Genomic DNA, 22,400 nt, shown 5'->3' on the forward strand with positions numbered 1-22,400 from the left:
TTGGCCACCGAGCCTGACGGCCTGACCGGCGCGTTGCCGGGTGGGTTCACACCCAACCACCGCGCGATCGTCGAGTTGGCTGGCCCCGCCGTGGTGGGTATCGAGGTGGTCGGCATGCGCACGCCCTCTTCATCTCCGTGGACACCCGAAGACAAGACACCCGTGCTGCCATTCAATGGCAAGCAGCCCTTTCATGGGCAGGGATCGGGCTTCATCATCAGCCGCGACGGCCTGGTGCTCACCAGCGCCCATGTGATTGAAGGCGCTCGCCGCATCACGGTGCGCCTGAGTGACCGGCGCCAGTTTCGCGCGCAGGTGGTGGGCACCGACCCGACGACGGACGTGGCCGTCTTGCGCCTGGAAGCCACCGGTCTGCCGGTGCTGCGGGTGGGCCGGGTGAACCAGCTCCAGGTAGGCGACCCGGTGGTGACCATCGGTGCACCGTTCGGGCTTGAGCAAAGTGTTTCGCACGGCATCGTCAGCGCCAAGGGTCGCGCGCTGCCGGGCTACGCCGCGGTGCCCCACATCCAGACCGATGCATCCGTCAACCCGGGCCACTCGGGCGGGCCGCTGCTGGATGCGAGCGCCTCGGTGGTCGGCATCCAGTCGCACATCTACACCTTCTCGGGGGGCTACCAGGGTCTGTCGTTCGCGGTGCCGATCGATGTGGCAATGCGCGTGAAAGATCAGATCGTTGCCCACGGCCGCATGCGGCACGGTTACCTGGGCGTGACGATCCAGAACCTGGACCTCACGCTGGCCCACGCCTTTGGCCTGGAGCAGCCTCGGGGTGCGCTGGTGGCCGGCGTTGACGCTGGCAGCGCCGCCGACAAGGGCGGCCTGCGCGCGGGCGACATCATCACCGCCTGCAACGGCCAGGCGCTCGGGTACGCGGGGGAGCTCACCAGCTACCTCGGCGTGGCGCTGGCAGGCGAGCGGGTTCGCCTTGCTGTGTGGCGGGGGAAGAAGGCACTGGAGCTGGAGGTGCAACTGGACGAGGCGATGGATCTGGTGGAGGCAGGGGTGCCCGACACCACGCACGCTGCCCAGGGCCGGCAAGAGCTGGGCTGGAGCCTGCGGCCTCTGACGGCGCAGGAGCGCAATCTGCTTGGGGTGACAGCGGGACTTTGGATTGACGAGGTGAGCGCACACACTGCGCAGGCCGGACTGCTCGCAGGCGACGCCCTGCTGGCCATCAACCTCACACCCGTGCAATCCCTGGACGACGTGCGGCGGCTGGTGCGCAACCGCCCCTTGAGCGCTGCCCTGCTGGTGGACCGCGACGGGAAACGGATGTTCATCCCGCTGGAGCTGGATTGACACCGCCGGTTTCCTGGCGCACGGCATGCCCCACGAGCACCAAGGCACTCCACGCCTCCATCAACCGACGGCCAGTTCCATGTTCGGTATCGCACAGAGTGAATTGCGAGGTTCCCGGAGACTGACGGTCATTCGGGAACTGCAGACCCGGATGATCGGATTGGCCGAATAGAAACAACCACTGGAGTCAACCATGAAAACAAGTCACGCATTCGTCGCCGCTTTCACCGCGCTGCTTCTGCTCACCACGTCGGGCTGCGCCGTCACTCGCGGCCAGGAATCAGTTGGTGCATATGTCGACGACACCGTCATCACCACCCAGATCAAGGCTCGTTTCGCCGAGGACAAAACGGTTGCCGCCACCAGCATCCGGGTCGAAACGCTCAACGGCACCGTCATGCTGTCCGGGTTCGCGAAGAGCGCTGCGGAGAAGTCCGCTGCCGAGGCCATCGCGCGCAAAGTGAACGGCGTGAAGTCGGTCAAGAACGAAATTTCTGTGCGGCCTTGAGAGACTGAGCAGCGCTCGCTTGCGGCGCTCTCGTCCAACTGCCGCGTGGGAGCGCCCCATCGGCCGAACGGTTCAACATCGGACACGACGACTCCGCAGGTTGAGCCAGATCAAGGGAGCCTGGGTCAGGACGGCCTAACGTTCAGTGCACTGAATTGGCGGAGTCGCTTCATGTGCATTGCATGTTCACCACCAACGAACCACGTCATCGCCGGCCTCCCGGAGGACGTGCGACAGCGCTGGCTGCCCCAGCTGGAGAAGGTCAATCTACCGCAGCGTCTGGTTTTGCACGAGTCCGGCCGCCCGATGAATTTCGCGTACTTCCCGACGACGGCCGTTGTCTCCATCGTCTACGTCACGGCAGACGGGGAATCGACAGAGCTCGCCCTCATCGGCAACGAGGGGATCGTCGGCATAGAGCTGCTCCTGGGGGGCGGATCCATGCCCAACCGTGCCGTGGTGGGAAGCCCCGGCGAGGCGCTCCGGTTGCCGGCGCGGGTGCTCCAGGAGGAGGTCGACCGGGTCGGCTCTGCATCGCGACTGTTGTTGCGCTACACCTTGGCCCTGAGCAGCCTGGTGGCACAGACAGCGGTGTGCAACCGCCACCATTCCTTGTACGAGAGGCTGTGCCGATGGCTGCTCCTGAACCTGGACCGTGGTCAGGACAACGTGGTCGTCGCAACGCATGAGCAGATTGCCTATTCGCTCGGCGTACGCCGCGAAGGCGTGACAGAGGGCGCACAGCGGTTGCAGGCCCTCGGTCAGATTTCCTACGCGCGTGGGCGCATCCAGGTGGTCGATCGCACAGGGCTCGAGAGGCAGGCTTGCGAGTGCTACAGAGTGGTCAAGAACGAGTACAACCGGCTGCTGCCCTTGGCGCGATCAACGCCGCAGCCATTGACGAACCCACTGGACCTCCTGATCGGACAGCCGTTCTGAGTGCTTGCGATCGCTGAGGCAACAGGTATCCACTCAACCCAGGTGCGGCCCGATGCGCGCGCCCCGGCTTCAAGCTGTGTCGCTCTCACCACGAACCGCTGGAAAACACAGCCGCGCTTCCAGACCCTCGCCCCTGCGCGGCGCCAGCTGCAACTTGCCGCCATAACGCCTGGCGATGGCATCGACGATCGAGAGGCCCAGGCCGCTGCCGGTAGCACCATCCACATGACCGCTGCCGCGCCGCCAGAACCGCTGCGCCGCTTGTGCAACTTCGGTGGCGGTCATGCCCGGGCCTTCGTCGAGAACGCAGAACGCCACCTGGCCCGGCGGCCGTTCGATCTGCAGCACGACCGAGCCGGGCCTGGGTGAATGGCGCAACGCGTTGTCCAGCAGGTTGCGCAGAGCCGACACCAGCAAGACCTCGGGCATCGCCAGCGACGCTGAGTTCGTCTCTGCACGCAACTCCACGCGTGGTGCACCGGCTGACGCATCGTCGATCGCCTGTTGCGCCGCATGCACCGCATCGACCCGCGGCGCCTGATCGGCCTTCTCCGCTCCCTCAAGCCGCGCCAGCAACAACAACTGCTCAAGCGTGCGGTGCAGCCGCGCCACGCCTTGCTGCGCATTCACCAACGCCTCGCCGGCCGCGCCAGGCAGCCCGGCGTCGCCGAAGGCCAGGCGCAGCACCTGCAGATGGGTCTTGATGGCGGTCAGCGGTGTGCGCAGCTCGTGCGCGGCGTCGTCGGTGAAGCGCCGCTCCCGCTCGATCGCGTCCTGCACGCGAACCAGCAAGTGAGCGATGGTGTCGATCAGCGGCTGCAGTTCCGGTGGCGCGTCGATGTCGGGCAACGGCACCTCGGCGTCAGCCCGTCGATTCAGCAACGCGGTGCGCACCCGTTCGATCGGCGCAAGACCTCGCCCGACACCGATCCACAGCAGCACCAGACTGCCGGCCATCGCGATGGCGAACGGGACAGCTGCAGAGAGCGCGATCTCGCGCAGCAGGCCTTCACGCCCATCCACGCGGTCAGCGGTGGCAATGCGCACTTCACCCACCTGCAGCACGTAGGTGCGCCAGGACTTGCCACCATGGACGGCTGTGCTGTAGCCCAAAGTTGCCGCCTCCAGGCCAGGGCTGGTGGCGGTGCGCGCGATGGGCAGGATCCCGACCTCGCCGCGAACCAGGCTGACCTCACACGCCAGGCCGTCGCGCGCGATCACATCAAGCGGCAAATCCGGTGGCCCATTGACTTGCAGGCGTTCGGCCGGAAGGCGCGCCACCAGGCCGGCCACCATGCGTGCCGATGCTGCCAGTCGCTCGTCCAGAGCGGTTCTCAACTGCTCGCGCACATCCATGAACATCCACACCGCAACGACGCTCCACAGCAGCGTCAGCGACAAACCGATGATGGCGACCAGGCGCAGGCGCAGCGTCATCGCCTTTCCTCAAGTGCCGCTCCGGCCGCACCCAACCGGTAGCCCAGGCCGCGCACGGTTTCCACGATCGTGGGACCCAGCTTTCGGCGCAGGTGGTGGATGTGCACGTTCACCGCGTTGCTTTCCACGTCGGTTTCAAAGCCATACAGGCTGGCCTGGAGTTGCTCCAGACTCAGAATGCGGCCGGGGTTCTGCAGCAACGCGCGCAACAACGCGAGTTCGCGTCGCGACAGTTCAACCCGCACGCCGTGCAGCCGGACCTCGCCGCTGGAAGCGCTGAAGGTCAGGCTGCCGTGTTCGACGAGGTCACTGCTGCGCCCGCTGGCCCGGCGCACCAGCGCATGCAGGCGGGCCACCAGTTCGTCGAGCTCGAAGGGCTTGAGCAAGTAATCGTCGGCGCCGGCCTGCAGTCCCGCGACTCGGTGTTCGAGCGCGTCACGCGCCGTCAGCACAAGCACGGGGATCGCCTGCCCCTGAGCGCGCCAACGCGCAAGCACCGCCATGCCGTCTTCATCGGGCAGGCCGAGGTCAAGCACACAGACATCGAAGTGCGACGCACCGAGCGCCGCGCGCGCCTTCGCGGCGGTGTCGACGTGATCCACGGTCACGCCGAGCAAGCGCAGCCCGGCAACGATGCCACTGGCAACGAGACGGTCGTCTTCAATCAGCAAGACGTGCACGACAGTCTCCGAAGGGGCCAACACCGCATTTCATGGCCGATTGGATTTCATGGCGCGATTATGGTGGGTGAGGGGTTGGAAGCACCGCCAAAGACACTCCGGAAAAGGCGTTAACGCCACCTTAATCGCAGCGTTCAAGGATGTCGCTTCGTTGACACCCCGTCACGCTCCACACCTGCCCATGCCCGACTTTTTCCATCGTCTCCGAAGCGGCTTGCGCGCTGCCCCGGCCACCCTCACCGCACTGGTGCTGATGTGGGTTGGAGCGGTGCCCGCACACGCCGCTGAAGACTTCCTGCAACCCGAGCGAGCCTTTCGGCTGGTGGTCGCGAAGCCCGGCACTGGCGGTTTGCATCTGACCTGGACCATCGCGCCGGGGTACTACCTGTATCGCGAGCGCATGGCGGTCACGGCATCTCCGTCCGCAGGCCCTGTGGAAACGGAACTCCCGCCGGGCATTCGCAAGGACGACCCCAACTTCGGCGTGATGGAGGTCTACCACGACGCGGTCACGATGAAGGTGTCGTCCGCGGGCGCCGCCGCACTCCACGTCACATGGCAAGGCTGCGCCGATGCAGGTCTGTGTTATCCCCCCCAGAGCCAGACCATCCAGGTCGCCGGCGTCTCGTCGGCCAACTCCACCGCTACACCCGCCAACTCCTCATCACAAGCGCAATCACCGGACGTCACCGGCTTCTGGAACAGCGTTTCCGGCAGTGACACCCTGATCAAGCAATGGCTGGGCGAGCGCTCGCTCGGCTGGACCTTGCCGCTCTTCTTCCTGCTCGGCATCGCACTCGCCTTCACGCCCTGTGTGCTGCCGATGTTGCCCATCGTCTCCGGCATCGTGGTGGGCAGCCGGGCGCCGCCACGGCGTGCGTTCGCGCTGTCCATGGCGTTCGTGCTGCCCATGGCGCTGACCTATTCCACACTGGGCGTGGCGGCTGCGCTGGCAGGGGCGAACCTGCAGGCGATGCTGCAAAACCGCTGGACGATGCTCGCCCTGGGTGGCATCTACGTGGTGCTGGCCCTGGGCATGTTCGGCGTGTTCACCCTGCAGCTGCCTGCCCGGCTGCGCGACAAGCTCGACGGTGCAAGCCATGGCTTGCGCGGCGGTTCGCTGCCAGGTGCTGCAGCCATGGGTGTGTTGTCGGCACTGCTGGTCGGCCCGTGCATGACCGCGCCGCTGGCAGGTGCCCTGCTCTACATCGCCCAGAGCGGCAACGCGGTCCAGGGAGCGCTGTTGCTGGCGGCGCTGGGCCTGGGCATGGGCACGCCGCTGGTGATCGTCGGCACCCTGGGTTCGCGCTTCCTGCCGAAGCCGGGTCCGTGGATGGAACGCGTGAAAGCTGCGCTGGGCTTCGTGCTGCTGGGCACCGCAGTGTGGATGCTGGAACGCGTTGTCCCCGCGCCGCTGGCATTGCTGATGTGGGGCACGCTCCTGCTCGCTGTGGCGGTGACGCTCGTGCATGCGGCGTCTCGCAGGGCCACCGCCGTCTCTGACAGCGCGTCGCCGAACCGGCTGGCCATCCGCACGCTGGCGGTGCTGGCCGGTCTGTGGGGCAGCGCGATGGTGCTCGGCGCGGCGGGCGGTCAGGTGGATCCCTGGCGGCCACTGCCGTTCGCCGCAGCGTCGGCAACGGGCCAGGCGGAAACGACAACGGGCCTGCAGTTTGAACCCATCACCAGCGACGCCGACCTCCGGGCCCGACTGGCCGCCGCCCGGGCGGCGGGGCAAACCACCCTTGTTGACTTCTATGCCGACTGGTGTGTTTCCTGCAAGGCGATCGAAAAGGAGGTTTTTGCAGACGCTCGCGTGCAACGCTCGCTGGCCGGCGTTCTGCTGCTGCGCGCCGATGTGACCACGAACGACGCGCACCATCGGGAACTGATGCGCAACCACCAGGTGATCGGCCCGCCGACCGTGATGATGTTCGATGCGGCCGGACGCGAGCGGCGCGACGCCCGCCTGGTGGGTGAGTTCACAGTCGAGCAGTTCTTGCAGCGCCAGCCTGGGCCACCCACGCTCAAGGTGGAGGCTCCGGTATGAACCAGTCCCTGCAGATCGGCCCGCTGTCGTTGCCGTATTCGGTGCTGCTCGCCCTGTTCGCCATCGCACTCGGCCGGTGGGTCGCCAGATGGATGGCGAAGTCCGCGGGCATCGAGGCCGAACCCACGCTCACGCGCATGCTGTTGGTCGGCCTGTTCGCGGCACGACTCGCCTTCGTCTGGCAATGGCACGAGCAGTACTTCGCTTCCCCCCTGAGCATCCTGGACATCCGCGATGGCGGCTGGGAGCCCGCTGCGGGCGTTGTGGCGGCCTTGCTGTTCGGCCTGCAACGTGCGCAGCGCCAGGCCGGCATGCGCAAACCCGTGTTTGCCGCTGCGATCACCACCGGCCTGGTGTTGATGCTGGGCAGCTTTGGCTCCGTTCTGATGTCCACCACGCCCGTGCCCTTGCCGCCGCTGGCGCTGACCTCGATGACGGGTCAGCCGGTGTCGCTGGTGGGGTTCGCCGGCAAGCCCACCGTGGTCAACCTCTGGGCTACCTGGTGTCCGCCGTGCGTGCGCGAGATGCCCGTGATGCAACAGGCACAGGCTGCCCACCCGGACATGAACATCGTCTTCGTCAATCAAGGCGAAGACGCGCAAGCAATTGACAGCTTCCTCAACCGCCACAGCCTGACGCTGAAGAACGTGCTGCTCGATCCCAAGCGCCTCACGGGCGCAACGCTGGGCCACAGCGCCTTGCCAACCACGCTGTTCTTCGACGCGCAAGGATGGCTTGTCGACACCCGCATTGGCGAGCTGTCGCAAGCCACGCTCACCCAGCGCCTGACAAGCCTTCGCGCCGCCACACCTCCATCACAACCACTCACCACGCCATGAACCATCCCAATGCCCGCGCCTTCTCATCACCCCTGCCTTTCGCAACCGTGTCGTCCATGGTCGTGCTGATCGCCCTCGCATCGGCTTCTGCATCGATGGCCTTCGCTGCCCCACCCCTTCCCGTGCCACTCCAGGCGCTGGAAAAAAAAGGCCTGAGCATCGTGGGCACATTTCCAGGTGCAGGCGGAATGACCGCCTACGCTGCCCACGCGGGCACCGAGCCCATTGCCCTGTACCTGACGCCCGATGGCAAGTACGTGATTGCCGGAACGATGTTTGACGCCACCGGCAAGAACCTCACGGCGACCGGGCTGGAAAAAGCAGTGGCCCAGCCGATGTCCGAGGCGGTCTGGGGCAATCTCGAGAAGAGCCACTGGATCGCTGATGGCCGCTCGGACGCGCCACGAACGGTCTATGTGTTCACCGACCCCAACTGCCCCTACTGCAACAAGCTCTGGGACGACGCACGGCCGTGGATCGACGCGGGCAAGGTGCAGCTTCGGCACGTCATGGTGGGCATCCTGACACCGACCAGCGCCGGCAAGGCAGCCGCATTGCTCGGCGACAAAAACCCGGCTGCAGCACTGGACGCCCATGAACGGGGGCACGTTGCATCGAACGCAAAGATGCTGGCCAGCGGACGACCAAAACCCCTCGGTGACGACAGCTTGAAACCGCTTTCGGTGGTCCCCGCCGCGGTCGCCGCGAAACTGGACGCGAACGCCGCGCTGATGGGCGCCTACGGCCTGCGAGCCACGCCCGCGTTGGTGTGGAAGGACGCCGGCGGCGGTGTCCAGATGCGCCAGGGCGCGCCGGAGTCCGGCCTGGCTGCCATCTTTGGGCCGCGTTGACGGGAACCGGCCGCTCGGTACGGCACCGCACAGAGAGACGAAGCGGATCAGGCCAAGCTGGCAGGCTGCCATGCACGCCATGCGGCCTTGGACAACCGCCCGGCTCCTGATGGCCTACCTTGCCCATGGAAAGACCGTCATGATCGAGTCCCTTGCGCAACTGCTCGCAGACAACGCGCTCTTGCAACGGTCGATGCGTCGCACCGAGCGGGCAACGCAGCCTCGAACGGGCCGACTGGTGATCACAAGATGGTCCGCCATCCAGGTCTTCCTGGGCCTGATGTTCAGCGTCAGCTGCCATGCCGACGGCGCGGCCATTGCCAAGACGGGCGCCGGGGCTGTCCCAGCCTGCCAGACCTGTCATGGTGCGGCAGGAGAAGGCCTCGCACAGGCCGGTTTCCCGCGCCTGGCCGGACTGGGCGCGCCCTACATGCAACGCCAGCTGGCCGCCTTCGCGGACGGCACGCGCGTCAACGACGTGATGAGGCCGATCGCCAAGGCATTGTCGGACGCCCAACGCGTTGACGTGTCGACCTATTACGCTGCGTTGCCTGCGCCGGCCGCAGCTGTGTCAACAGCGCCCGCATCGTCCATGGCAACGTCGTCGGCACCGGTCTCGGCGGGCAGTGCCCTGGCCACCCGCGGCCGCTGGGCCGACCAGTTGCCGGCGTGCGAGCAATGCCACGGCCCGGGTGGGCGTGGCGTGGGCCCGGACTTTCCGCCTCTGGCCGGGCAGAGCGCGAGCTACCTTGCCAACCAGTTGAACGCCTGGAAAACCGGTGCACGACCGCCCGGCCCGATGGGGCTGATGTCCGTGGTCGCCAGGAAGCTGTCCGAGGCCGAGGTGCTCGCCATTGCCGAGCACTACGCCGCCTTGCCTGCGAAGGAGGTTCGATGATGACCCGACAAACACGGCGGGCTGTGGGCGCCGCGCTGGCGGTGCTGGCCATCGGCGTTGGCCTCCATGCGGCAGGGGTGTTCGACTACTTCAGCATGCAGGCCTACAGCGAGCGATGGACCGCCCGGCGGGAACGCGAACAGGCACGCGCGGCAGCGTCCGCGCCACGACCACCGAGCGACCTGGCGGGTGATCCGCCTCGGGCCGAGCTCACCGCGCCGGCCGCCCCGACCGGCGCGGGCGTGGTGTTTCGCCCACCTCCGGAATCACAAATACCGGCGGGCGAGTTCGGCGACGTGATCCGTCGAGGCCGCGAGATTTTTGTCGACACGCCGCGCGCCATGCCCGCGTATGTCGGCAACAGCTTGCGCTGCGTCAGTTGCCACCTCGATGCCGGGCGGCTGGCGGACTCATCACCGCTGTGGGCCGCTTTCGTGAGCTACCCCGCCTACCGCAGCAAGACCAAGAGCGTCACCACCTTCCAGCAGCGGCTGCAAGGCTGTTTCGAGTACAGCATGAACGGGCGCGCACCACCGCTGGGGGCGCCCGAGCTGGTGGCGCTGGAGAGCTACGCCTACTGGCTCGCGTCCGGCGCACCGCTCGACCCGAAGCTCGCGGGCCGCGGTTACCCGCCGCTAGCCCCACCCGCGCAGCAGGCCGACTTCGTGCGCGGCGAGAAGGTCTACACCGAGAGTTGTGCGCTGTGCCACGGCGCCGATGGCGCAGGCCAGCGCACGCAAAACGGTTACGCGGTGTTCCCTGCGCTCTGGGGCGCTGACTCGTTCAACTGGGGCGCCGGCATGGGGCGCATCAGCAATGCCGCCGCGTTTGTCAAGGCGAACATGCCGCTGGGTCTGCCCGGCACGCTGACGGAGCAACAGGCGTGGGACGTCGCGCTCTTCATGAACAGCCACGACCGGCCACAGGACCCGCGCTACACCGGCAACGTGCAAGGCACACAACGGGAGTTTCACGCCACCGAGGATTCGATGTACGGGCGCGAGGTTGCGGGCAAGGTGCTCGGCGCCACTGGCCCGCCCAAGCCGTTCAAGCCCCGGCCGACGACTCGGCCGTGAGCTTGTGCACCGAGTACCTCGCCGAGATCAAACCTGTGGGGGCACCACCCGCGTGCCGGCCCGCCGCGCCAGGATGGCCGACGCGTCGTCCAGCGCGCCGATGCCGGCCATGCCACCGCTGCGGTTCACGAAATCGCAGGCGGCCTGCACCTTGGGGCCCATGGAGCCAGCGGCAAAGTCCAGGGCGGCGAGCTCCTGCGGCGTCACGTCGCCCAGCGCGCGCTGCGCCGGCGTGCCCCAGCCGGTGAACACCGCCGGCACGTCGGTCAGCATGAGGAAGGCATCGGCCTTCAACTCGGCGGCCAGCAGGCCGCTGGCGTGGTCCTTGTCGATCACGGCCTCCACACCGATGTAGGCACCGTCGGCGCGCTGCGCCACGGGAATGCCGCCGCCGCCTGCGCAGATCACGGTCACGCCCTGCGCCACCAGCAGGCGGATCACCTCGATCTCGAGAATGCGCACCGGCTTCGGTGAGGCCACGACGCGGCGCCAGGCGTCGCCATCGCGCGCGACGGACCAGCCGCGCTGCTCGGCCAGGCGTTTCGCATCGGCCTCGCTGTAGACCGAGCCGACCGGCTTGCTCGGAGCTTCGAACGCGGGGTCCTGCGGGTCCACCTCGACCTGCGTCAGCAGCGTGGCGAAGTGCGCCGCGCCCGCATAGGCGTTGTCCAGTTCCTGCTGCAACACGTAGCCGATCATGCCCTCGGTCTCGGCGCCGAGCACGTCGAGCGGAAAGGCGCCCTTGCCGGCGGCCTCGCCCTGCAGCGCGAGCAGGCCCACCTGCGGCCCGTTGCCGTGGGTGACGACGAGCTGGTGCCCCTCGGCCATGAGCCGCGCCAGCGCCAGCGCCGCGCGGCGGATGTTGTCGCGCTGCGTTGCCGCGCTCACCGGCTCGCCGCGCCGCAACAGCGCGTTGCCACCCAGAGCAACCACGACGAAGGCCATCTCAGTACACCATCACGCCGAAGCGCGACCCGCAACGCACGAAACAACGCCAGGCCAGAGACACCGCGGGTCCGGCTCCGCCGGCCCCAGGTGTCGCCCCCCTCCCGCCGAGGGCGAGAGAGGGGGGAGCCGCGAAGCGGCGCGGGGGGTGCTTCACATCAGCCCCCCAGCGTGGCGACCAGCACCGCCTTGATGGTGTGCATGCGGTTCTCCGCCTGGTCGAACACGATGGACGCCGGGCTCTCGAACACCTCGTCGGTGACCTCCATGGCGGTGATGCCGTGCAGCCGCTCGATCTGCGCGCCCACCTCGGTCTCGGTGTTGTGGAAGGCCGGCAGGCAGTGCATGAAGCGCACGCGTGGGTTGCCAGTCAGCGCCATCGCCGCAGCGTTGACCTGGTAGGGCAGCAGCAGCCGGATGCGCTCGGCCCAGACCGATTCGGGCTCGCCCATCGAGACCCAGACGTCGGTGTAGAGGAAGTCGCAGCCCTTCACGCCCGCGGCCACGTCCTCGGTCAGCAGGACGCGCGCCCCGCTGTCCCGCGCCAGCGCCGACGCTTCATCGACGATGGCCGGGTCCGGCCACAACGATGCCGGCCCGCACAGGCGCACGTCCATGCCGAGCTTGGCAGCGCCGATCAGCAGCGAGTCGCCCATGTTGTTGCCGGTGTCGCCGAGAAAGCAGAAGGCGATTTCACGCAGCGGCTTCTCGCAGTGCTCACGCATGGTCAGCAGGTCGGCCAGGATCTGCGTCGGGTGGAACTGGTCGGTCAGGCCGTTGTAGACCGGCACGCCCGACCACTGCGCCAGCGTCTCGACCACCGCCTGGCCAAAGCCGCGGTATTCGATCGCGTCGTACACCCGCCCCAGCACCCGCGCCGTGTCCTTGATGGATTCCTTGTGGCCGATGTGGCTGCCCGAGGGCCCGAGGTAGGTGACGGTGGCGCCCTGGTCGTGCGCCGCCACCTCGAAGCCGACGCGGGTGCGCGTCGAGTCTTTTTCGAAGATGAGCGCGATTTCCTTGCCGCGCAGCATCGGCTGCTCGGTGCCGGCGTACTTGGCGGCTTTCAGGTCGGCGGCGAGCTTGAGCAGGAAGCCGATCTCGCCCGCCGTGAAGTCGCGCAGGGTCAGCAGGCTGCGGTTTTTCAGATTGAATGCCATGGTGTTTCCTTGTCAGGCCTCGCGCCAGATCGGACAGGTCATGCAGTGCCCGCCGCCGCGACCACGGCCGAGTTCGCTGCCGCGGATGGTGATGACCTCGATGCCGGCCTTGCGCAACAGGGTGTTGGTGTGGGTGTTGCGGTCGTAGCCGATCACCACGCCCGGCTCGATGGCCACCACGTTGTTGCCGTCGTCCCACTGTTCGCGCGCCTGTTCGTAGCCGTCGCCACCGGTGGGAATGACGCGCAACTGCTTCAGGCCGAGGCATTGCGCCACCACCTCGAACAGCGGCTGGCTTTCGCGTCTGTAGTCGATGCCTCCACGGTCGTTGGGGTAGAGGCTGTGGCAGACGATCTGCGCTGCCACGTCCACGAAGCTGGTCACGGTGTCGCGGTCGCAGAACGAGAACACCGTGTCCAGGTGCATGGCCGCGCGCGACTGCGGCATCTGGCAGGCCACCACACGCTGGGCGGCGCCGGCGGCGAACAAGGCCTGCGCCAGTTGCCCCACCGCCTGCGGTGTGCTGCGCTCACCCATGCCGATCAAGACCACGCCGTGGCCGATCGGCATGATGTCGCCGCCCTCCAGCGTGGCCGGGCCGTGGTCCACGTCGGGGTCGCCCCACCAGACCGGGAAGCCGGCCTGCGCGAACAGCGGGTGGTGCCGGTACACGGCAGCGGTCAGCAGCGTTTCCTGCCGCCGCGCCGGCCAGTGCATGGGATTGAGGGTGACGCCACCGTAGATCCAGGCGCTGGTGTCGCGCGTGAACAGCATGTTGGGCAGCGGTGGCAGCACGAAGCCATCGGGGCCCAGGTAGGGCCCGAACATGCCGTCCGGTTTGAACGGCAGGTCGTGCACCGCCACACCGCCGATGAGGTAGCGCGCCAGCGCCTCGGCGGGCAGCCCCCACAGCCAGCCCTTGAGCTCGTCGAGCATGCCCACGCCCACGTGGTCCGGTGTGATCTTGCGCTGCAGCACCCAGTCGCGCGCGGCCGGAATGGCCAGGGTCTCGGCGAGCAGCTCGCCCATCTCCAGCACCTCGACGCCACGGTCCTGCATCTTGGAGACAAAGTCGAAATGGTCGGTGCGCGCCTGCTGCACCCAGAACACGTCGTCGAACAACAGGGCATCGCAGTTCGCCGGAGTGAGGCGCTCGTGCGCCAGGCCAGGCGCACTGACCAGCACGCGCCGCAGTTTGCCCACCTCGGAATGCACGCCCAGCCGGCTGGCACTGGCCTCGGTGGTGCCGACTGCGCTCACAGGAGCACCGCCGCGCTCAGGCTGGCCACGCTGAGCAGCGTCAACATCAACATCAAGGGCCAGATGAATCGCACCCAGCGCTGGTAGGGCACCCGGCCGATGGCCAGCGCGCCCACCACCACGGCGTAGGTGGGTGTCACCAGGTTGGTGATGCCGATCGCGGTCTGGAACGCGGTCACGGCCAGCTCGCGCGGCACGCCGGCGAAGTCGGACAGCGGCGCCAGGATGGGCATGCTCAGCACCGCCAACCCAGAGGTCGACGGCACCAGCAGGCTGAGCAGGCCTTCGGTGGCGAACAGCGCGTTGACAAAGGCCACGTCGGGCATGCCGCTGATCCAGCCTTCGAAGGTGTGCAGGATGGTGTCGGTGATCTTGCCCTGGTCCATGATGACCACGATGCCGCGCGCCAAGCCGATCACCAGGGCCACGCCCAGCAGATCGCGCGAACCGTCGACGAAGGCGGTGGTGAAAGGCTTCTCGCCCATCCACGCCACCAGACCCACCGCGATGGCCGAGGCCAGGAACAGGGCCGACATCTCGGCCATCCACCAGCCCTGCGAGGCCACGCCCCAGACCATGGCGGCGAAGGTGGCGCCGAACATCAGCAGGATGATTTTTTGCCGGCCGGTGAGCACCGCCTCGCGGTGGCTTTCGCGGTTGCGCAGGAAATGCGCCTCGTTGGACGCCCTGAGATCGGCCACCAGCGAGGACGAAGGGTCCTTGCGCACCCGCTCGGCATAGCGCATCACGTAGACCACGCAGATGAGCCAGCCCAGCGCCAGGATCACCAGCCGCAAGACCAGGCCCTGGGTGAACGGAATGCCGGCCGCGTTGGACGCGATGGCGGTGGAGAACGGGTTGATGGTGGAGCCGATCACGCCCACACCGGCGCCCACCATGATCACCGCCACGCCGGTGAGCGCGTCGTAGCCCACCGCGATCATCAGCGGAATCAGCAACACATAGAACGCCAGCGTCTCCTCGGCCATGCCATAGGTGGTGCCGCCGGCGGCAAACAGCAGCATCAGGGCCGGGATCATCCATTTCTCGCGGCCCTTCAAGCGCAGCATCACGCGCTCGATGCCGGTGTTGACGGCGCCCGTGGCGTTCACCACGCCCAGGAAGCCGCCGATGACGAGCACGAAGAGCGACACGTCGATGGCGTTGGCCATGCCCGTACTCTGGTTGTAGAAGCCCGTGATCGGCGCCATCAGCACGTCGAACACGCCTTGAGGCGCCGCCTCCACCACCTGGTAGGTGCCGGGCACCGGCGCGTCCTTGCCCAGCGCCTCGTTGGCCACGCGCTGGTACTGGCCGGCCGGCAGGATCCAGGTGAGCGCGGCCATCAGGATGATCAGCGCAAAGAGGATGCTGTATGCGGTGGGAAACCGGTCTTGAACGCTGGGCGCGGCGGCGGCAGGCGCCTGCGGAATCGTTTGGCTTGTCATGGTGTGTGCCTCCAGTGACGCTGACGCTACCCCCGTCACGATGGCCAGTGGCTTGCGATGCATCTCGCCCGATGCTGAGCCTGCGATGTCCCTCGCGCCTTGACTTGGGTCAAGGCAAGTGAGCTTTCGAGCAGAGAAATGCGACGCGACACGAGCCGGCACAGGCACTCATGCACGCATGCGTGTGACCCTCTCCCGAACCTCCGGCGTGGCCAGGCATGACACGAGCGCCTCGTGGCCAATGGCACCCAAAAACGGCGGAACCACGAAGGGAGTCGAGTGGTTCGCGGGACAGTAGAGGATGGCCTCGCCGGGGCCAACGAGGGCAAGGTCCAGTATCGACAAGGAGCGCGTCATCGCCACCATGGGCGCCGCGCGCGTTCTGAGGCGGCGGCGCAGCAGCGACATGAGCGCCTCCTGGGATGGCCGAGTCAGTCCCTCTTCGATCATGTCGATGACAACCGCCCGTTGGCCTCCCTGGGCCTCCAGTGCGCTCAGCACGACCCGAAGCGGCATGTCGTCCACGGCGCCCTCCTCGCGCAGCCAGACAAGGTGACTCTCCACCATGGCCACTTCGTCCTGCGTCAGTCCGAGGTCGCCCAGGAACTGGTCAGGGTCGTCAAGCCTTTGAAGGTCAAGGAAGTGACCATTGCGCAGGGCCTGGGAAAGCAGTTGGGCCAATCGGGTCTTTCCGCTGCCCAAGGGCCCCACCAGATAGGTCAGCGACCGAACATCGCTGAGTGCGAACGACTCACCGCCCCATGGCCACGGCAACTCGAAGGAGACGGTGGCACCCTGTGCCTCGATCACATCGGCCAGTTCTCCAGCACGGGGGCGCAGTCCATGGGCCAGACCACGGCGCAGTTCCCTCAAGCGCTCGCTCGCTCTTTGCATGTCCGAAAACTGCTGGCTCAACTCAGCCTCGCGCAGCGCCAGCGCTTGATCCGTTGCGCTGGCATCCCCCTTCATGACCTTTGCAATCTGAGCGACACCAAGACCCAGCGAGCGCAGTGCCACCACGTCTTGTGCGGCCCGGATATCCGCCGGGCCATAGCACCGATAGCCAGCATCGGTGCGTGTCGGCTGAAGCAGGCCACGCTGCTCGTACAGTCGCAGCGCCTTGACGGAAACGCCCAGTCGGCGAGCCGCCTCGGCAGCGAGCAACGATCGGGCGTCGGGAGAAGTGGGGATCTTTCTGGTGGCCATGCGGGGTCCTTTTCGACAAGGCACCATCTTCGGGCCGTCCCCTGGGGCCGTGTCAAGGGACGAGTCTCTTCATCTCTCGGGGTGAAACAGTTCAGAGAAGCGGGGCCAATTCTCCCGATCCGATGCCTATCGGGTCGCATGTCCCGCAAGCTTGAACACGCACACCGCTTGCACCAGTTGTTGGGCCTGTTGCTGAAGACTGGACGCTGCTGCAGCACTTTCTTCGACCAGTGCAGCGTTTTGCTGTGTGGCCTGATCCATCTGGCTGACAGCCTCACTCACCTGGCCCACACCGGCGCTCTGCTCGCTGCTGGCACTGCTGATCTCGCTCACGATGTCGGTCACACGCTGAATGGAGGTCACGATTTCCTTCATGGTGGTACCGGCCCTGTCGACCAACTGTGTGCCCTGCGCCACACGCTCCACGCTGGCGCCAATCAGCACCTTGATCTCCTTGGCCGCCTGCGCGCTGCGCTGTGCCAGGTTGCGCACTTCACCTGCCACCACCGCAAACCCACGGCCCTGCTCACCAGCCCGCGCGGCCTCCACCGCTGCGTTCAGGGCAAGGATGTTGGTCTGGAAGGCAATTCCGTCGATCACGCCGATGATGTCGCTGATCTTCCTGCTGCTGTCGTTGATGTCCTTCATGGTCTGAACAACCTGGTTCACCACATCGCCACCTTGCAGGGCCACCGTGCTGGCGCTTGCCGCAAGCTGGTTGGCCTGACGGGCGTTGTCCGCATTCTGGCTGGCGGTAGAACCCATTTGCTCCATGGATGCCGAGGTTTCTTCCAGGGCAGAGGCTTGCTGCTCGGTACGGCTGGAGAGGTCGTTGTTGCCCTGGGAAATCTCCGCACTGGCCGTGGCGACGTTGTCTGCGCCGTGACGCACTTCGGTCACCACGCGCGTCAGCGAAGCCTGCATGTCCTTCATGGTGGCGAGCAAAGGCGTGAATTCATCGCGCGCGTCGTCGGTCACGGCGATGGTGAGGTCGCCATCGCGCACACGCTCTGCCACGGCCTGGGTCGCGGCCACGCGGCGGCGCAGCACAGTGGCGACGTGCGCTGAAAAGAGCATCAGCGCAACCAACAAGACCGACGCAACAATGGCGATGAACGTGGAGGTGTTGTGCGCATCCTTTTGAATCATCTGGATATCGCTGCTGAGTCCTTTGGTCTGAATTTCGGTGCCCTTTCTGAAGGCGCTGAGCAGGTGATTGCGCGCAGGAATCGTCACGTCCACCAAGTAGGCAAAGGCTTCTTCCTTTTTGCCCTCCTGGATCAACGCAATATTGGCCTCACCAAGCTTCCAGAAGTTCGACATCAACGGTGGCAACGTCGCGAAATGGGTTTTTCCCTGTTCAGAAAACAAGCGCTTTTCGTATGCGGAGAGCGATTCGTCCATGTGCTTGCGTGTGTTGGCTATGTACGCCAACGTCTCCTGCAGCTCCTGGGCATTGCGCGCCAGAATCGCGTGACGAATCTGCAGCGAGACCTGAGTCACCGATAGCTCCATGTCTGCCATGGTGTTGAGCTGCGGCACACGGGTGCTCTCGGTGAAGCCGGCCAGGTCGGCGGCTTCATTCAGAGTGGTGTACGCATACATGCCCAAGGCAGCCAGCGCCACCGAGATGGCGATGCCGACGGCATAGAGTCGTCGGGCGATGCTGAAAGTGAAAACTGATTTCATGGCGTGGGATCTCTTGAGGGCGCCGGATTCAAAGACCGCCTCGGACCAGCGCGGTGCCCGATGCGATTCAAGCTCCGCGTCCTCCCCAAAAGACGTGAACCTTCGGCGCTTGGTACTGTCGTTATCGGCTTAGCCACATGGGTGTGAACTGAGTTGATCACGGATCCATGAATTCAGTCACGGTATGCATGTCAACGGGCGCCCCGGTCCATCTGTTCCCGCGTCACCGCGCCTCGACCTCAAGGCTTGATCGCCACCTTCAGCACCCCGTCGCGCTGGTTCGCAAACAGTTCGTACGCCGCCACGATGTCGTCGAGCTTGAACTGGTGGGTCACCATCAAGCCCAGGTCGATGCGGCCCGAGGCCACGACGTTCATGAGCCGGCGCATGCGCTCCTTGCCGCCGGGGCACAGCGCGGTGTTGATGCGGTGGTCGCCCAGGCCGGCGGCGAAGGCCGACAGGGGAATGGTGAGGTCGCTCGAATAGACGCCCAGGCTGGACAAGGTGCCGCCGGGCTTGAGCACGCGCAGGGCCGATTCGAAGGTGGCCTGTGTGCCCAGCGCTTCGATGGACGAATCCACACCGCGACCGCCGGTGATCTTCATGATCTCGTCCACCACATCGCAGTTCTTGAAATTGAGCGTGAGGTCGGCGCCCATCTTCCTTGCAATGTCCAGGCGGTGGTCGTTGCCGTCCACCGCGATGATGGTGGACGCCCCCAGCAGGCGCGCGCCGGCCGTGGCGCACAGGCCGATGGGGCCTTGCGCAAACACCACCACCGTGTCGCCGATGCGGATGTTGGCGTTCTCCGCGCCCTTGAAGCCGGTGGACATGATGTCGGGGCACATCAACACCTGTTCGTCGGTCAAGCCATCGGGAATGGGCGCCAGGTTGGCCTGCGCATCGGGCACCAGCACGTACTCGGCCTGGGTGCCGTCGATCAGGTTGCCGAATCGCCAGCCCGCCGTGGCCTTGAAGCCGTGGCAGCCACACAGGCCCTGGGGAATCAGGTAGCTGCCGTCCTGCGAAGGCGCGCCGTCCTGTGCGGCGTATGAGTTGAAGTTGGGGCAGATGGCGCCGGCGATCACGCGCTGGCCTTCGGTGTAGCCCTGCACGGCGCTGCCCAGTTTCTCGATCACGCCCACCGGTTCGTGGCCAATGGTCAGGCCCTTGGCCACCGGGTACTCACCTTTGAGGATGTGCACGTCGGTGCCGCAGATGGTGGTGGTCGTGATGCGGATCAACGCGTCGTTGGCGCCCACGTCGGGGATGGGCTTGTCCACCACCTCGATGCGGTTCTTCCCGACGAAGACGGCTGCTTTCATCATGGTGGACACGGTCCCTCCTGGAACGGTTGGAAGACTCGGTGGTGTCAGGTGCTGCTGGCTTTCTTGAGGACGGCATAGAGCTCGTCCTTGAGCTGCAGCTTTTCGCGCTTGAGCGTTTCGATCTCGACGTGGGTCGCCATCTCGATGCCCTCCTCCATGTTCTTGATCTTCTGATCGAGGGCGTTGTGCTGGTCAAACAGCCGGGTGAAGTGGTGGTCGTTGTTCTTGAGATTGGTAATGAGCTCTCGGTACTCTGGAAACATCGGACTGCCTTTCGTTGAATGCGGCAGAAGACTGCCGCGAGGTGGACTTCAGTGTGAAGCACGATCCTCCCAGGCCTGTTGACTCAGGTCAAACCGTGCGCGATCGAACAGCTTGGGCGGGATGCGCCGTCGCATCTGTGCGCCAGCGCCCAGACCCCCGCAGGCACATCCGTCAGGATGTTTGGGAGCACCCACTCCGACGGATATCCATGACTGACGACGCCCCGCTGCACCACCCGCCCCGCACCGCCAGCGACCACTTCGCGCGAGGCGTGACGAAGCTGCTGCGATTTCTTGCGGATGCGTTTTTTGCCAAACGTTACGGCCACCGCGCCATCGTGCTGGAGACGGTGGCGGCCGTGCCGGGCATGGTGGGTGCCACGCTCACCCATCTGCATTCCTTGCGCCGCATGGTCAACGATGAAGGCTGGATCCGCACGCTGATGGAAGAAGCAGAAAACGAGCGCATGCACCTGATGACCTTCATCGAGGTCGCCAGGCCCACCGCGCTGGAACGCTGGCTCATCCTCTTTGCGCAGTGGGTCTTCTACCTCGGGTTCTTTGCGCTGTATCTCGTCTCACGCCGCACGGCGCACCGCCTGGTGGGCTACTTTGAAGAGGAAGCGGTGATCAGCTACACACAGTACCTGGCCGAGATCGACTCGGGCCGTGCACCCAACGGGCCCGCGCCCGACATCGCCAAGCGCTACTGGAAACTCAAGGACGACGCCACCTTGCGCGACGTGGTGCTGGTGGTGCGCGCCGACGAGGCGCACCACCGCGACATCAACCACGGCCTGTCCAGCCAACTGGCCGGAGAGCCGGCCCGCACCGAGCCGCCAGCGCCCTACCCGGAGCACGCCGACCTGCGCGTCCAGCGGCATGTTGCGTGACGCGCTGGGGCGGCTGTAGTGAGCCTTCGCGGCCCCTCTAACCCGGACGCGAGAAGCGCTTGCGCGCCCGCTCAGCCTGCTCGCGAATCACGCAACCCTCGGCGTGATCGTTGATCAGGCCCATGGCCTGCATGAAGGCGTACACCGTCGTGGGGCCGACGAATTTCCAGCCAAGCTTCTTCAGATCTTTCGACAGCTGGTGGGACTGCGCCGAGGTGGACGCTGTCTGCGGCAGGCCCGTTTGCGTTTTGTCGGGCTCGTAGCGCCAGAGGAAGGCGGCCAGCGAGCCCTCCCGCCGCACCATCTCTTGCGCACGGCGTGCATTGTTGATGACAGCCTCGATCTTGCCGCGATGACGAACGATGCCGGCATCCTGCAGCAGACGGTCCACGTCCTTCTCGGTGAAGCGCGCGATGCGGTCGAAGTCGAACGCATGGAAGGCGGCGCGAAAATGCTCCCGCTTGGCGAGGATCGTCCGCCAGCTCAGGCCCGACTGGAAACTCTCCAGGCACAGCTTTTCGAACAGACGGCGGTCGTCGGCCACCGGGTATCCCCACTCCTTGTCGTGGTAGGCAAAAAACTCGGGGGCGGCCGCACACCAGCGGCATCGAGGTTGGCCATCGGGCCCAGGTACGGTGGTGCTCATTCGGTTCAATCTTCGCCAACGCGGTGGGGGCTTCAAGCCAGCAGGAAACGCAGACGTTCGTCCACCCGGGAGGGTGACATCTCGATGAACTCCGTCTTCACCACGTCCTCGACCACGAAGGGGTCGCCAGCCACCCTTGCTTCCAGCTCGGCCCTGCTGGTGTTGTGGGCGACGATGGCACCGCCTTTGCCGTGCGCCTGGCTGCCGGCCACCAGAAAAACACCATCGTCAAAGCCACGCTGCAGCCAGGCCTTGTGAGCCTCCATGTGCCTGGGGGCCTGGTCTTTGTGGGTGGACAGGTTCAGCAGCACGACAAACATCTTGCATGTTCTCCAGCAGGGTTCACTCAAGCTGCGGGGCTTGCGCAGGATTGCAACCATTGGTCCATCAGCCGCACCTCCCGCCGCACAAAGGACGCATCGCGAAACGTCTGTGCCATCGTGGCCACGCCCTGGCTGCGTCCGAGCAGGTGCAGGGCCAAGGCATCGGCGTCCTTCTTGCGGCCCAGTTCGGCGAACTGCCGCGCAAGCCAACGCTTGAACAGCAAGAACAGTTCGTTGGCGTGTTCCCGGGATGCGTGATCGAGCTTGCCCAGCTCCATGCACAGGGTTCCAACCGGGCAGCCGTGGCTCATGATCAAGGTCTGGTTCTGGATCAGGATGTGAATGAAACGCTGGATGCGTGCCTCGGGCTCGGCCACCTGGCTTTCCCATCCTTCGAGCATCTGACGCGTGCTGGCAAGCCGGGCTTCGATGACCGCATCGAGGATCTCGTCCTTGGATTTGAAGTGATGGTAAAAATTGCCGCGCGAAATCTTCACGGCGCTCGCGATCGCCGTGAACGACGTGTGCTCGAAGCCGTGCTGATAGAACAATTCGTCGGCAGCAGCCACGATCTGGTCTCGGGTGGTCATGTCGTTCATCGGAGGTTCTGGACTGACGTTTAGGACAACCATCCTAATGGC

22 protein-coding genes are annotated in these 22,400 nt (G+C 66.0%); 9 read left to right on the plus strand and 13 right to left on the minus strand.

The annotated features are described in order from the left end of the window. The 3 genes from V6M63_RS13810 (at position 1) to V6M63_RS13820 (ending at position 2,767) form a co-directional block, all read left to right on the plus strand. Entirely contained in the window at positions 1–1,320 is a 1,320-nt protein-coding gene (locus V6M63_RS13810) for a trypsin-like peptidase domain-containing protein (RefSeq protein WP_332742693.1), read from the plus strand. Between the two features lie 193 nt (positions 1,321–1,513). Then, positions 1,514–1,828 (plus strand): BON domain-containing protein, encoded by a 315-nt coding sequence (locus V6M63_RS13815; RefSeq protein ID WP_332742695.1) that lies wholly within the window; start codon positions 1,514–1,516, stop codon positions 1,826–1,828. 171 nt (positions 1,829–1,999) lie between these two features. After that, a complete protein-coding gene (locus V6M63_RS13820; RefSeq protein WP_332742697.1) occupies positions 2,000–2,767 on the plus strand; it encodes a Crp/Fnr family transcriptional regulator in 768 nt (255 codons plus the stop codon). Between the two features lie 69 nt (positions 2,768–2,836). Here V6M63_RS13820 and V6M63_RS13825 read toward each other — a convergent pair whose 3' ends face one another. Together V6M63_RS13825 and V6M63_RS13830 are read right to left on the minus strand one after the other, a co-directional pair. After that, positions 2,837–4,204 carry an ATP-binding protein gene (locus tag V6M63_RS13825; RefSeq protein WP_332742699.1) on the minus strand — a complete coding sequence of 456 codons (1,368 nt, stop codon included), beginning with the start codon at positions 4,202–4,204 and terminating at the stop codon, positions 2,837–2,839. Then, positions 4,201–4,884 (minus strand): response regulator, encoded by a 684-nt coding sequence (locus V6M63_RS13830; RefSeq protein ID WP_332742701.1) that lies wholly within the window; start codon positions 4,882–4,884, stop codon positions 4,201–4,203. The genes V6M63_RS13825 and V6M63_RS13830 overlap by 4 nt, the downstream gene beginning before the upstream one ends. 181 nt (positions 4,885–5,065) lie before the next feature. Between V6M63_RS13830 and dsbD the strand changes: the two genes are divergently transcribed. The 5 genes from dsbD (at position 5,066) to V6M63_RS13855 (ending at position 10,598) form a co-directional block, all read left to right on the plus strand. Beyond that, positions 5,066–6,934: a protein-disulfide reductase DsbD gene (dsbD, locus tag V6M63_RS13835; RefSeq protein ID WP_332742703.1), complete on the plus strand. Its 1,869-nt coding sequence runs from the start codon at positions 5,066–5,068 to the stop codon at positions 6,932–6,934. Continuing rightward, positions 6,931–7,773: a prolipoprotein diacylglyceryl transferase family protein gene (locus V6M63_RS13840; RefSeq protein WP_332742705.1), complete on the plus strand. Its 843-nt coding sequence runs from the start codon at positions 6,931–6,933 to the stop codon at positions 7,771–7,773. Before dsbD ends, V6M63_RS13840 begins: the two co-directional genes overlap by 4 nt. After that, entirely contained in the window at positions 7,770–8,624 is an 855-nt protein-coding gene (gene dsbG / locus V6M63_RS13845) for a thiol:disulfide interchange protein DsbG (RefSeq protein WP_332742707.1), read from the plus strand. Before V6M63_RS13840 ends, dsbG begins: the two co-directional genes overlap by 4 nt. Before the next feature lie 193 nt (positions 8,625–8,817). Next, positions 8,818–9,522, plus strand: a complete 705-nt coding sequence (locus V6M63_RS13850) for a c-type cytochrome (RefSeq protein ID WP_442909594.1) — start codon at positions 8,818–8,820, stop codon at positions 9,520–9,522. A 95-nt stretch (positions 9,523–9,617) separates the two neighbouring features. Next, positions 9,618–10,598, plus strand: a complete 981-nt coding sequence (locus V6M63_RS13855; protein WP_442909595.1) for a c-type cytochrome — start codon at positions 9,618–9,620, stop codon at positions 10,596–10,598. Between the two features lie 27 nt (positions 10,599–10,625). On the opposite strand, the gene arcC is transcribed toward V6M63_RS13855, so the two are convergent. The 8 genes from arcC to V6M63_RS13895 form a co-directional block, all read right to left on the minus strand. Beyond that, complete coding sequence (gene arcC / locus V6M63_RS13860) at positions 10,626–11,543, minus strand: carbamate kinase (RefSeq protein ID WP_332742712.1); 918 nt, start codon at positions 11,541–11,543, stop codon at positions 10,626–10,628. Positions 11,544–11,701: 158 nt separating this feature from the next. Beyond that, complete coding sequence (gene argF / locus V6M63_RS13865; protein ID WP_332742714.1) at positions 11,702–12,703, minus strand: ornithine carbamoyltransferase; 1,002 nt, start codon at positions 12,701–12,703, stop codon at positions 11,702–11,704. 12 nt (positions 12,704–12,715) lie between these two features. Further along, positions 12,716–13,963: an arginine deiminase gene (gene arcA, locus V6M63_RS13870; RefSeq protein WP_332742716.1), complete on the minus strand. Its 1,248-nt coding sequence runs from the start codon at positions 13,961–13,963 to the stop codon at positions 12,716–12,718. Continuing rightward, complete coding sequence (locus V6M63_RS13875; protein WP_332742718.1) at positions 13,960–15,411, minus strand: YfcC family protein; 1,452 nt, start codon at positions 15,409–15,411, stop codon at positions 13,960–13,962. The genes arcA and V6M63_RS13875 overlap by 4 nt, the downstream gene beginning before the upstream one ends. 168 nt (positions 15,412–15,579) lie before the next feature. Beyond that, on the minus strand, positions 15,580–16,617 hold the full coding sequence (locus V6M63_RS13880; protein ID WP_332742720.1) for a MerR family transcriptional regulator: 1,038 nt from the start codon (positions 16,615–16,617) through the stop codon (positions 15,580–15,582). Between the two features lie 126 nt (positions 16,618–16,743). After that, entirely contained in the window at positions 16,744–18,306 is a 1,563-nt protein-coding gene (locus V6M63_RS13885) for a methyl-accepting chemotaxis protein (protein ID WP_332742722.1), read from the minus strand. A 239-nt stretch (positions 18,307–18,545) separates the two neighbouring features. Then, positions 18,546–19,643 (minus strand): NAD(P)-dependent alcohol dehydrogenase, encoded by a 1,098-nt coding sequence (locus V6M63_RS13890; protein WP_332742724.1) that lies wholly within the window; start codon positions 19,641–19,643, stop codon positions 18,546–18,548. 35 nt (positions 19,644–19,678) lie between these two features. Further along, positions 19,679–19,897, minus strand: coding sequence for a YdcH family protein (locus tag V6M63_RS13895; protein ID WP_332742726.1), 219 nt, complete (start codon positions 19,895–19,897; stop codon positions 19,679–19,681). A gap of 209 nt (positions 19,898–20,106) precedes the next feature. On the opposite strand from V6M63_RS13895, the gene V6M63_RS13900 reads away from it, so the two are divergent. Beyond that, positions 20,107–20,790, plus strand: coding sequence for an alternative oxidase (locus tag V6M63_RS13900; RefSeq protein WP_332742727.1), 684 nt, complete (start codon positions 20,107–20,109; stop codon positions 20,788–20,790). Positions 20,791–20,827: 37 nt separating this feature from the next. Here V6M63_RS13900 and V6M63_RS13905 read toward each other — a convergent pair whose 3' ends face one another. The 3 genes from V6M63_RS13905 to V6M63_RS13915 are packed head-to-tail and all read right to left on the minus strand — an operon-like array spanning position 20,828 to position 22,349. Beyond that, positions 20,828–21,436 carry a DNA-3-methyladenine glycosylase I gene (locus V6M63_RS13905; protein ID WP_332742729.1) on the minus strand — a complete coding sequence of 203 codons (609 nt, stop codon included), beginning with the start codon at positions 21,434–21,436 and terminating at the stop codon, positions 20,828–20,830. 32 nt (positions 21,437–21,468) lie between these two features. Beyond that, the gene (locus V6M63_RS13910) at positions 21,469–21,756 is read right to left on the minus strand and encodes a YciI family protein (RefSeq protein ID WP_332742731.1); all 288 of its coding nucleotides are present in this window, start codon (positions 21,754–21,756) and stop codon (positions 21,469–21,471) included. A 26-nt stretch (positions 21,757–21,782) separates the two neighbouring features. Beyond that, entirely contained in the window at positions 21,783–22,349 is a 567-nt protein-coding gene (locus V6M63_RS13915; protein ID WP_332742733.1) for a TetR/AcrR family transcriptional regulator, read from the minus strand. Positions 22,350–22,400: the final 51 nt, after the last annotated feature.

It is taken from the genome of Hydrogenophaga sp. (assembly GCF_036675665.1).
Lineage (GTDB): Bacteria > Pseudomonadota > Gammaproteobacteria > Burkholderiales > Burkholderiaceae_C > Hydrogenophaga.

Excerpts from the sequence above, each read along its gene's own strand:
- V6M63_RS13885 (WP_332742722.1), bottom strand. The coding sequence starts at position 18,306 with ATGAAATCAGTTTTCACTTTCAGCATCGCCCGACGACTCTATGCCGTC.
- V6M63_RS13910 (WP_332742731.1), bottom strand. The coding sequence starts at position 21,756 with ATGTTTGTCGTGCTGCTGAACCTGTCCACCCACAAAGACCAGGCCCCC.
- V6M63_RS13850 (WP_442909594.1), top strand. The coding sequence starts at position 8,818 with ATGCGTCGCACCGAGCGGGCAACGCAGCCTCGAACGGGCCGACTGGTG.
- V6M63_RS13840 (WP_332742705.1), top strand. The coding sequence starts at position 6,931 with ATGAACCAGTCCCTGCAGATCGGCCCGCTGTCGTTGCCGTATTCGGTG.
- dsbD (WP_332742703.1), top strand. The coding sequence starts at position 5,066 with ATGCCCGACTTTTTCCATCGTCTCCGAAGCGGCTTGCGCGCTGCCCCG.
- V6M63_RS13880 (WP_332742720.1), bottom strand. The coding sequence starts at position 16,617 with ATGGCCACCAGAAAGATCCCCACTTCTCCCGACGCCCGATCGTTGCTC.
- V6M63_RS13875 (WP_332742718.1), bottom strand. The coding sequence starts at position 15,411 with ATGACAAGCCAAACGATTCCGCAGGCGCCTGCCGCCGCCGCGCCCAGC.
- V6M63_RS13825 (WP_332742699.1), bottom strand. The coding sequence starts at position 4,204 with ATGACGCTGCGCCTGCGCCTGGTCGCCATCATCGGTTTGTCGCTGACG.
- V6M63_RS13915 (WP_332742733.1), bottom strand. The coding sequence starts at position 22,349 with ATGACCACCCGAGACCAGATCGTGGCTGCTGCCGACGAATTGTTCTAT.
- argF (WP_332742714.1), bottom strand. The coding sequence starts at position 12,703 with ATGGCATTCAATCTGAAAAACCGCAGCCTGCTGACCCTGCGCGACTTC.
- V6M63_RS13820 (WP_332742697.1), top strand. The coding sequence starts at position 2,000 with ATGTGCATTGCATGTTCACCACCAACGAACCACGTCATCGCCGGCCTC.
- V6M63_RS13905 (WP_332742729.1), bottom strand. The coding sequence starts at position 21,436 with ATGAGCACCACCGTACCTGGGCCCGATGGCCAACCTCGATGCCGCTGG.
- dsbG (WP_332742707.1), top strand. The coding sequence starts at position 7,770 with ATGAACCATCCCAATGCCCGCGCCTTCTCATCACCCCTGCCTTTCGCA.
- arcC (WP_332742712.1), bottom strand. The coding sequence starts at position 11,543 with ATGGCCTTCGTCGTGGTTGCTCTGGGTGGCAACGCGCTGTTGCGGCGC.
- V6M63_RS13900 (WP_332742727.1), top strand. The coding sequence starts at position 20,107 with ATGACTGACGACGCCCCGCTGCACCACCCGCCCCGCACCGCCAGCGAC.
- V6M63_RS13895 (WP_332742726.1), bottom strand. The coding sequence starts at position 19,897 with ATGTTTCCAGAGTACCGAGAGCTCATTACCAATCTCAAGAACAACGAC.
- V6M63_RS13815 (WP_332742695.1), top strand. The coding sequence starts at position 1,514 with ATGAAAACAAGTCACGCATTCGTCGCCGCTTTCACCGCGCTGCTTCTG.
- V6M63_RS13855 (WP_442909595.1), top strand. The coding sequence starts at position 9,618 with ATGCAGGCCTACAGCGAGCGATGGACCGCCCGGCGGGAACGCGAACAG.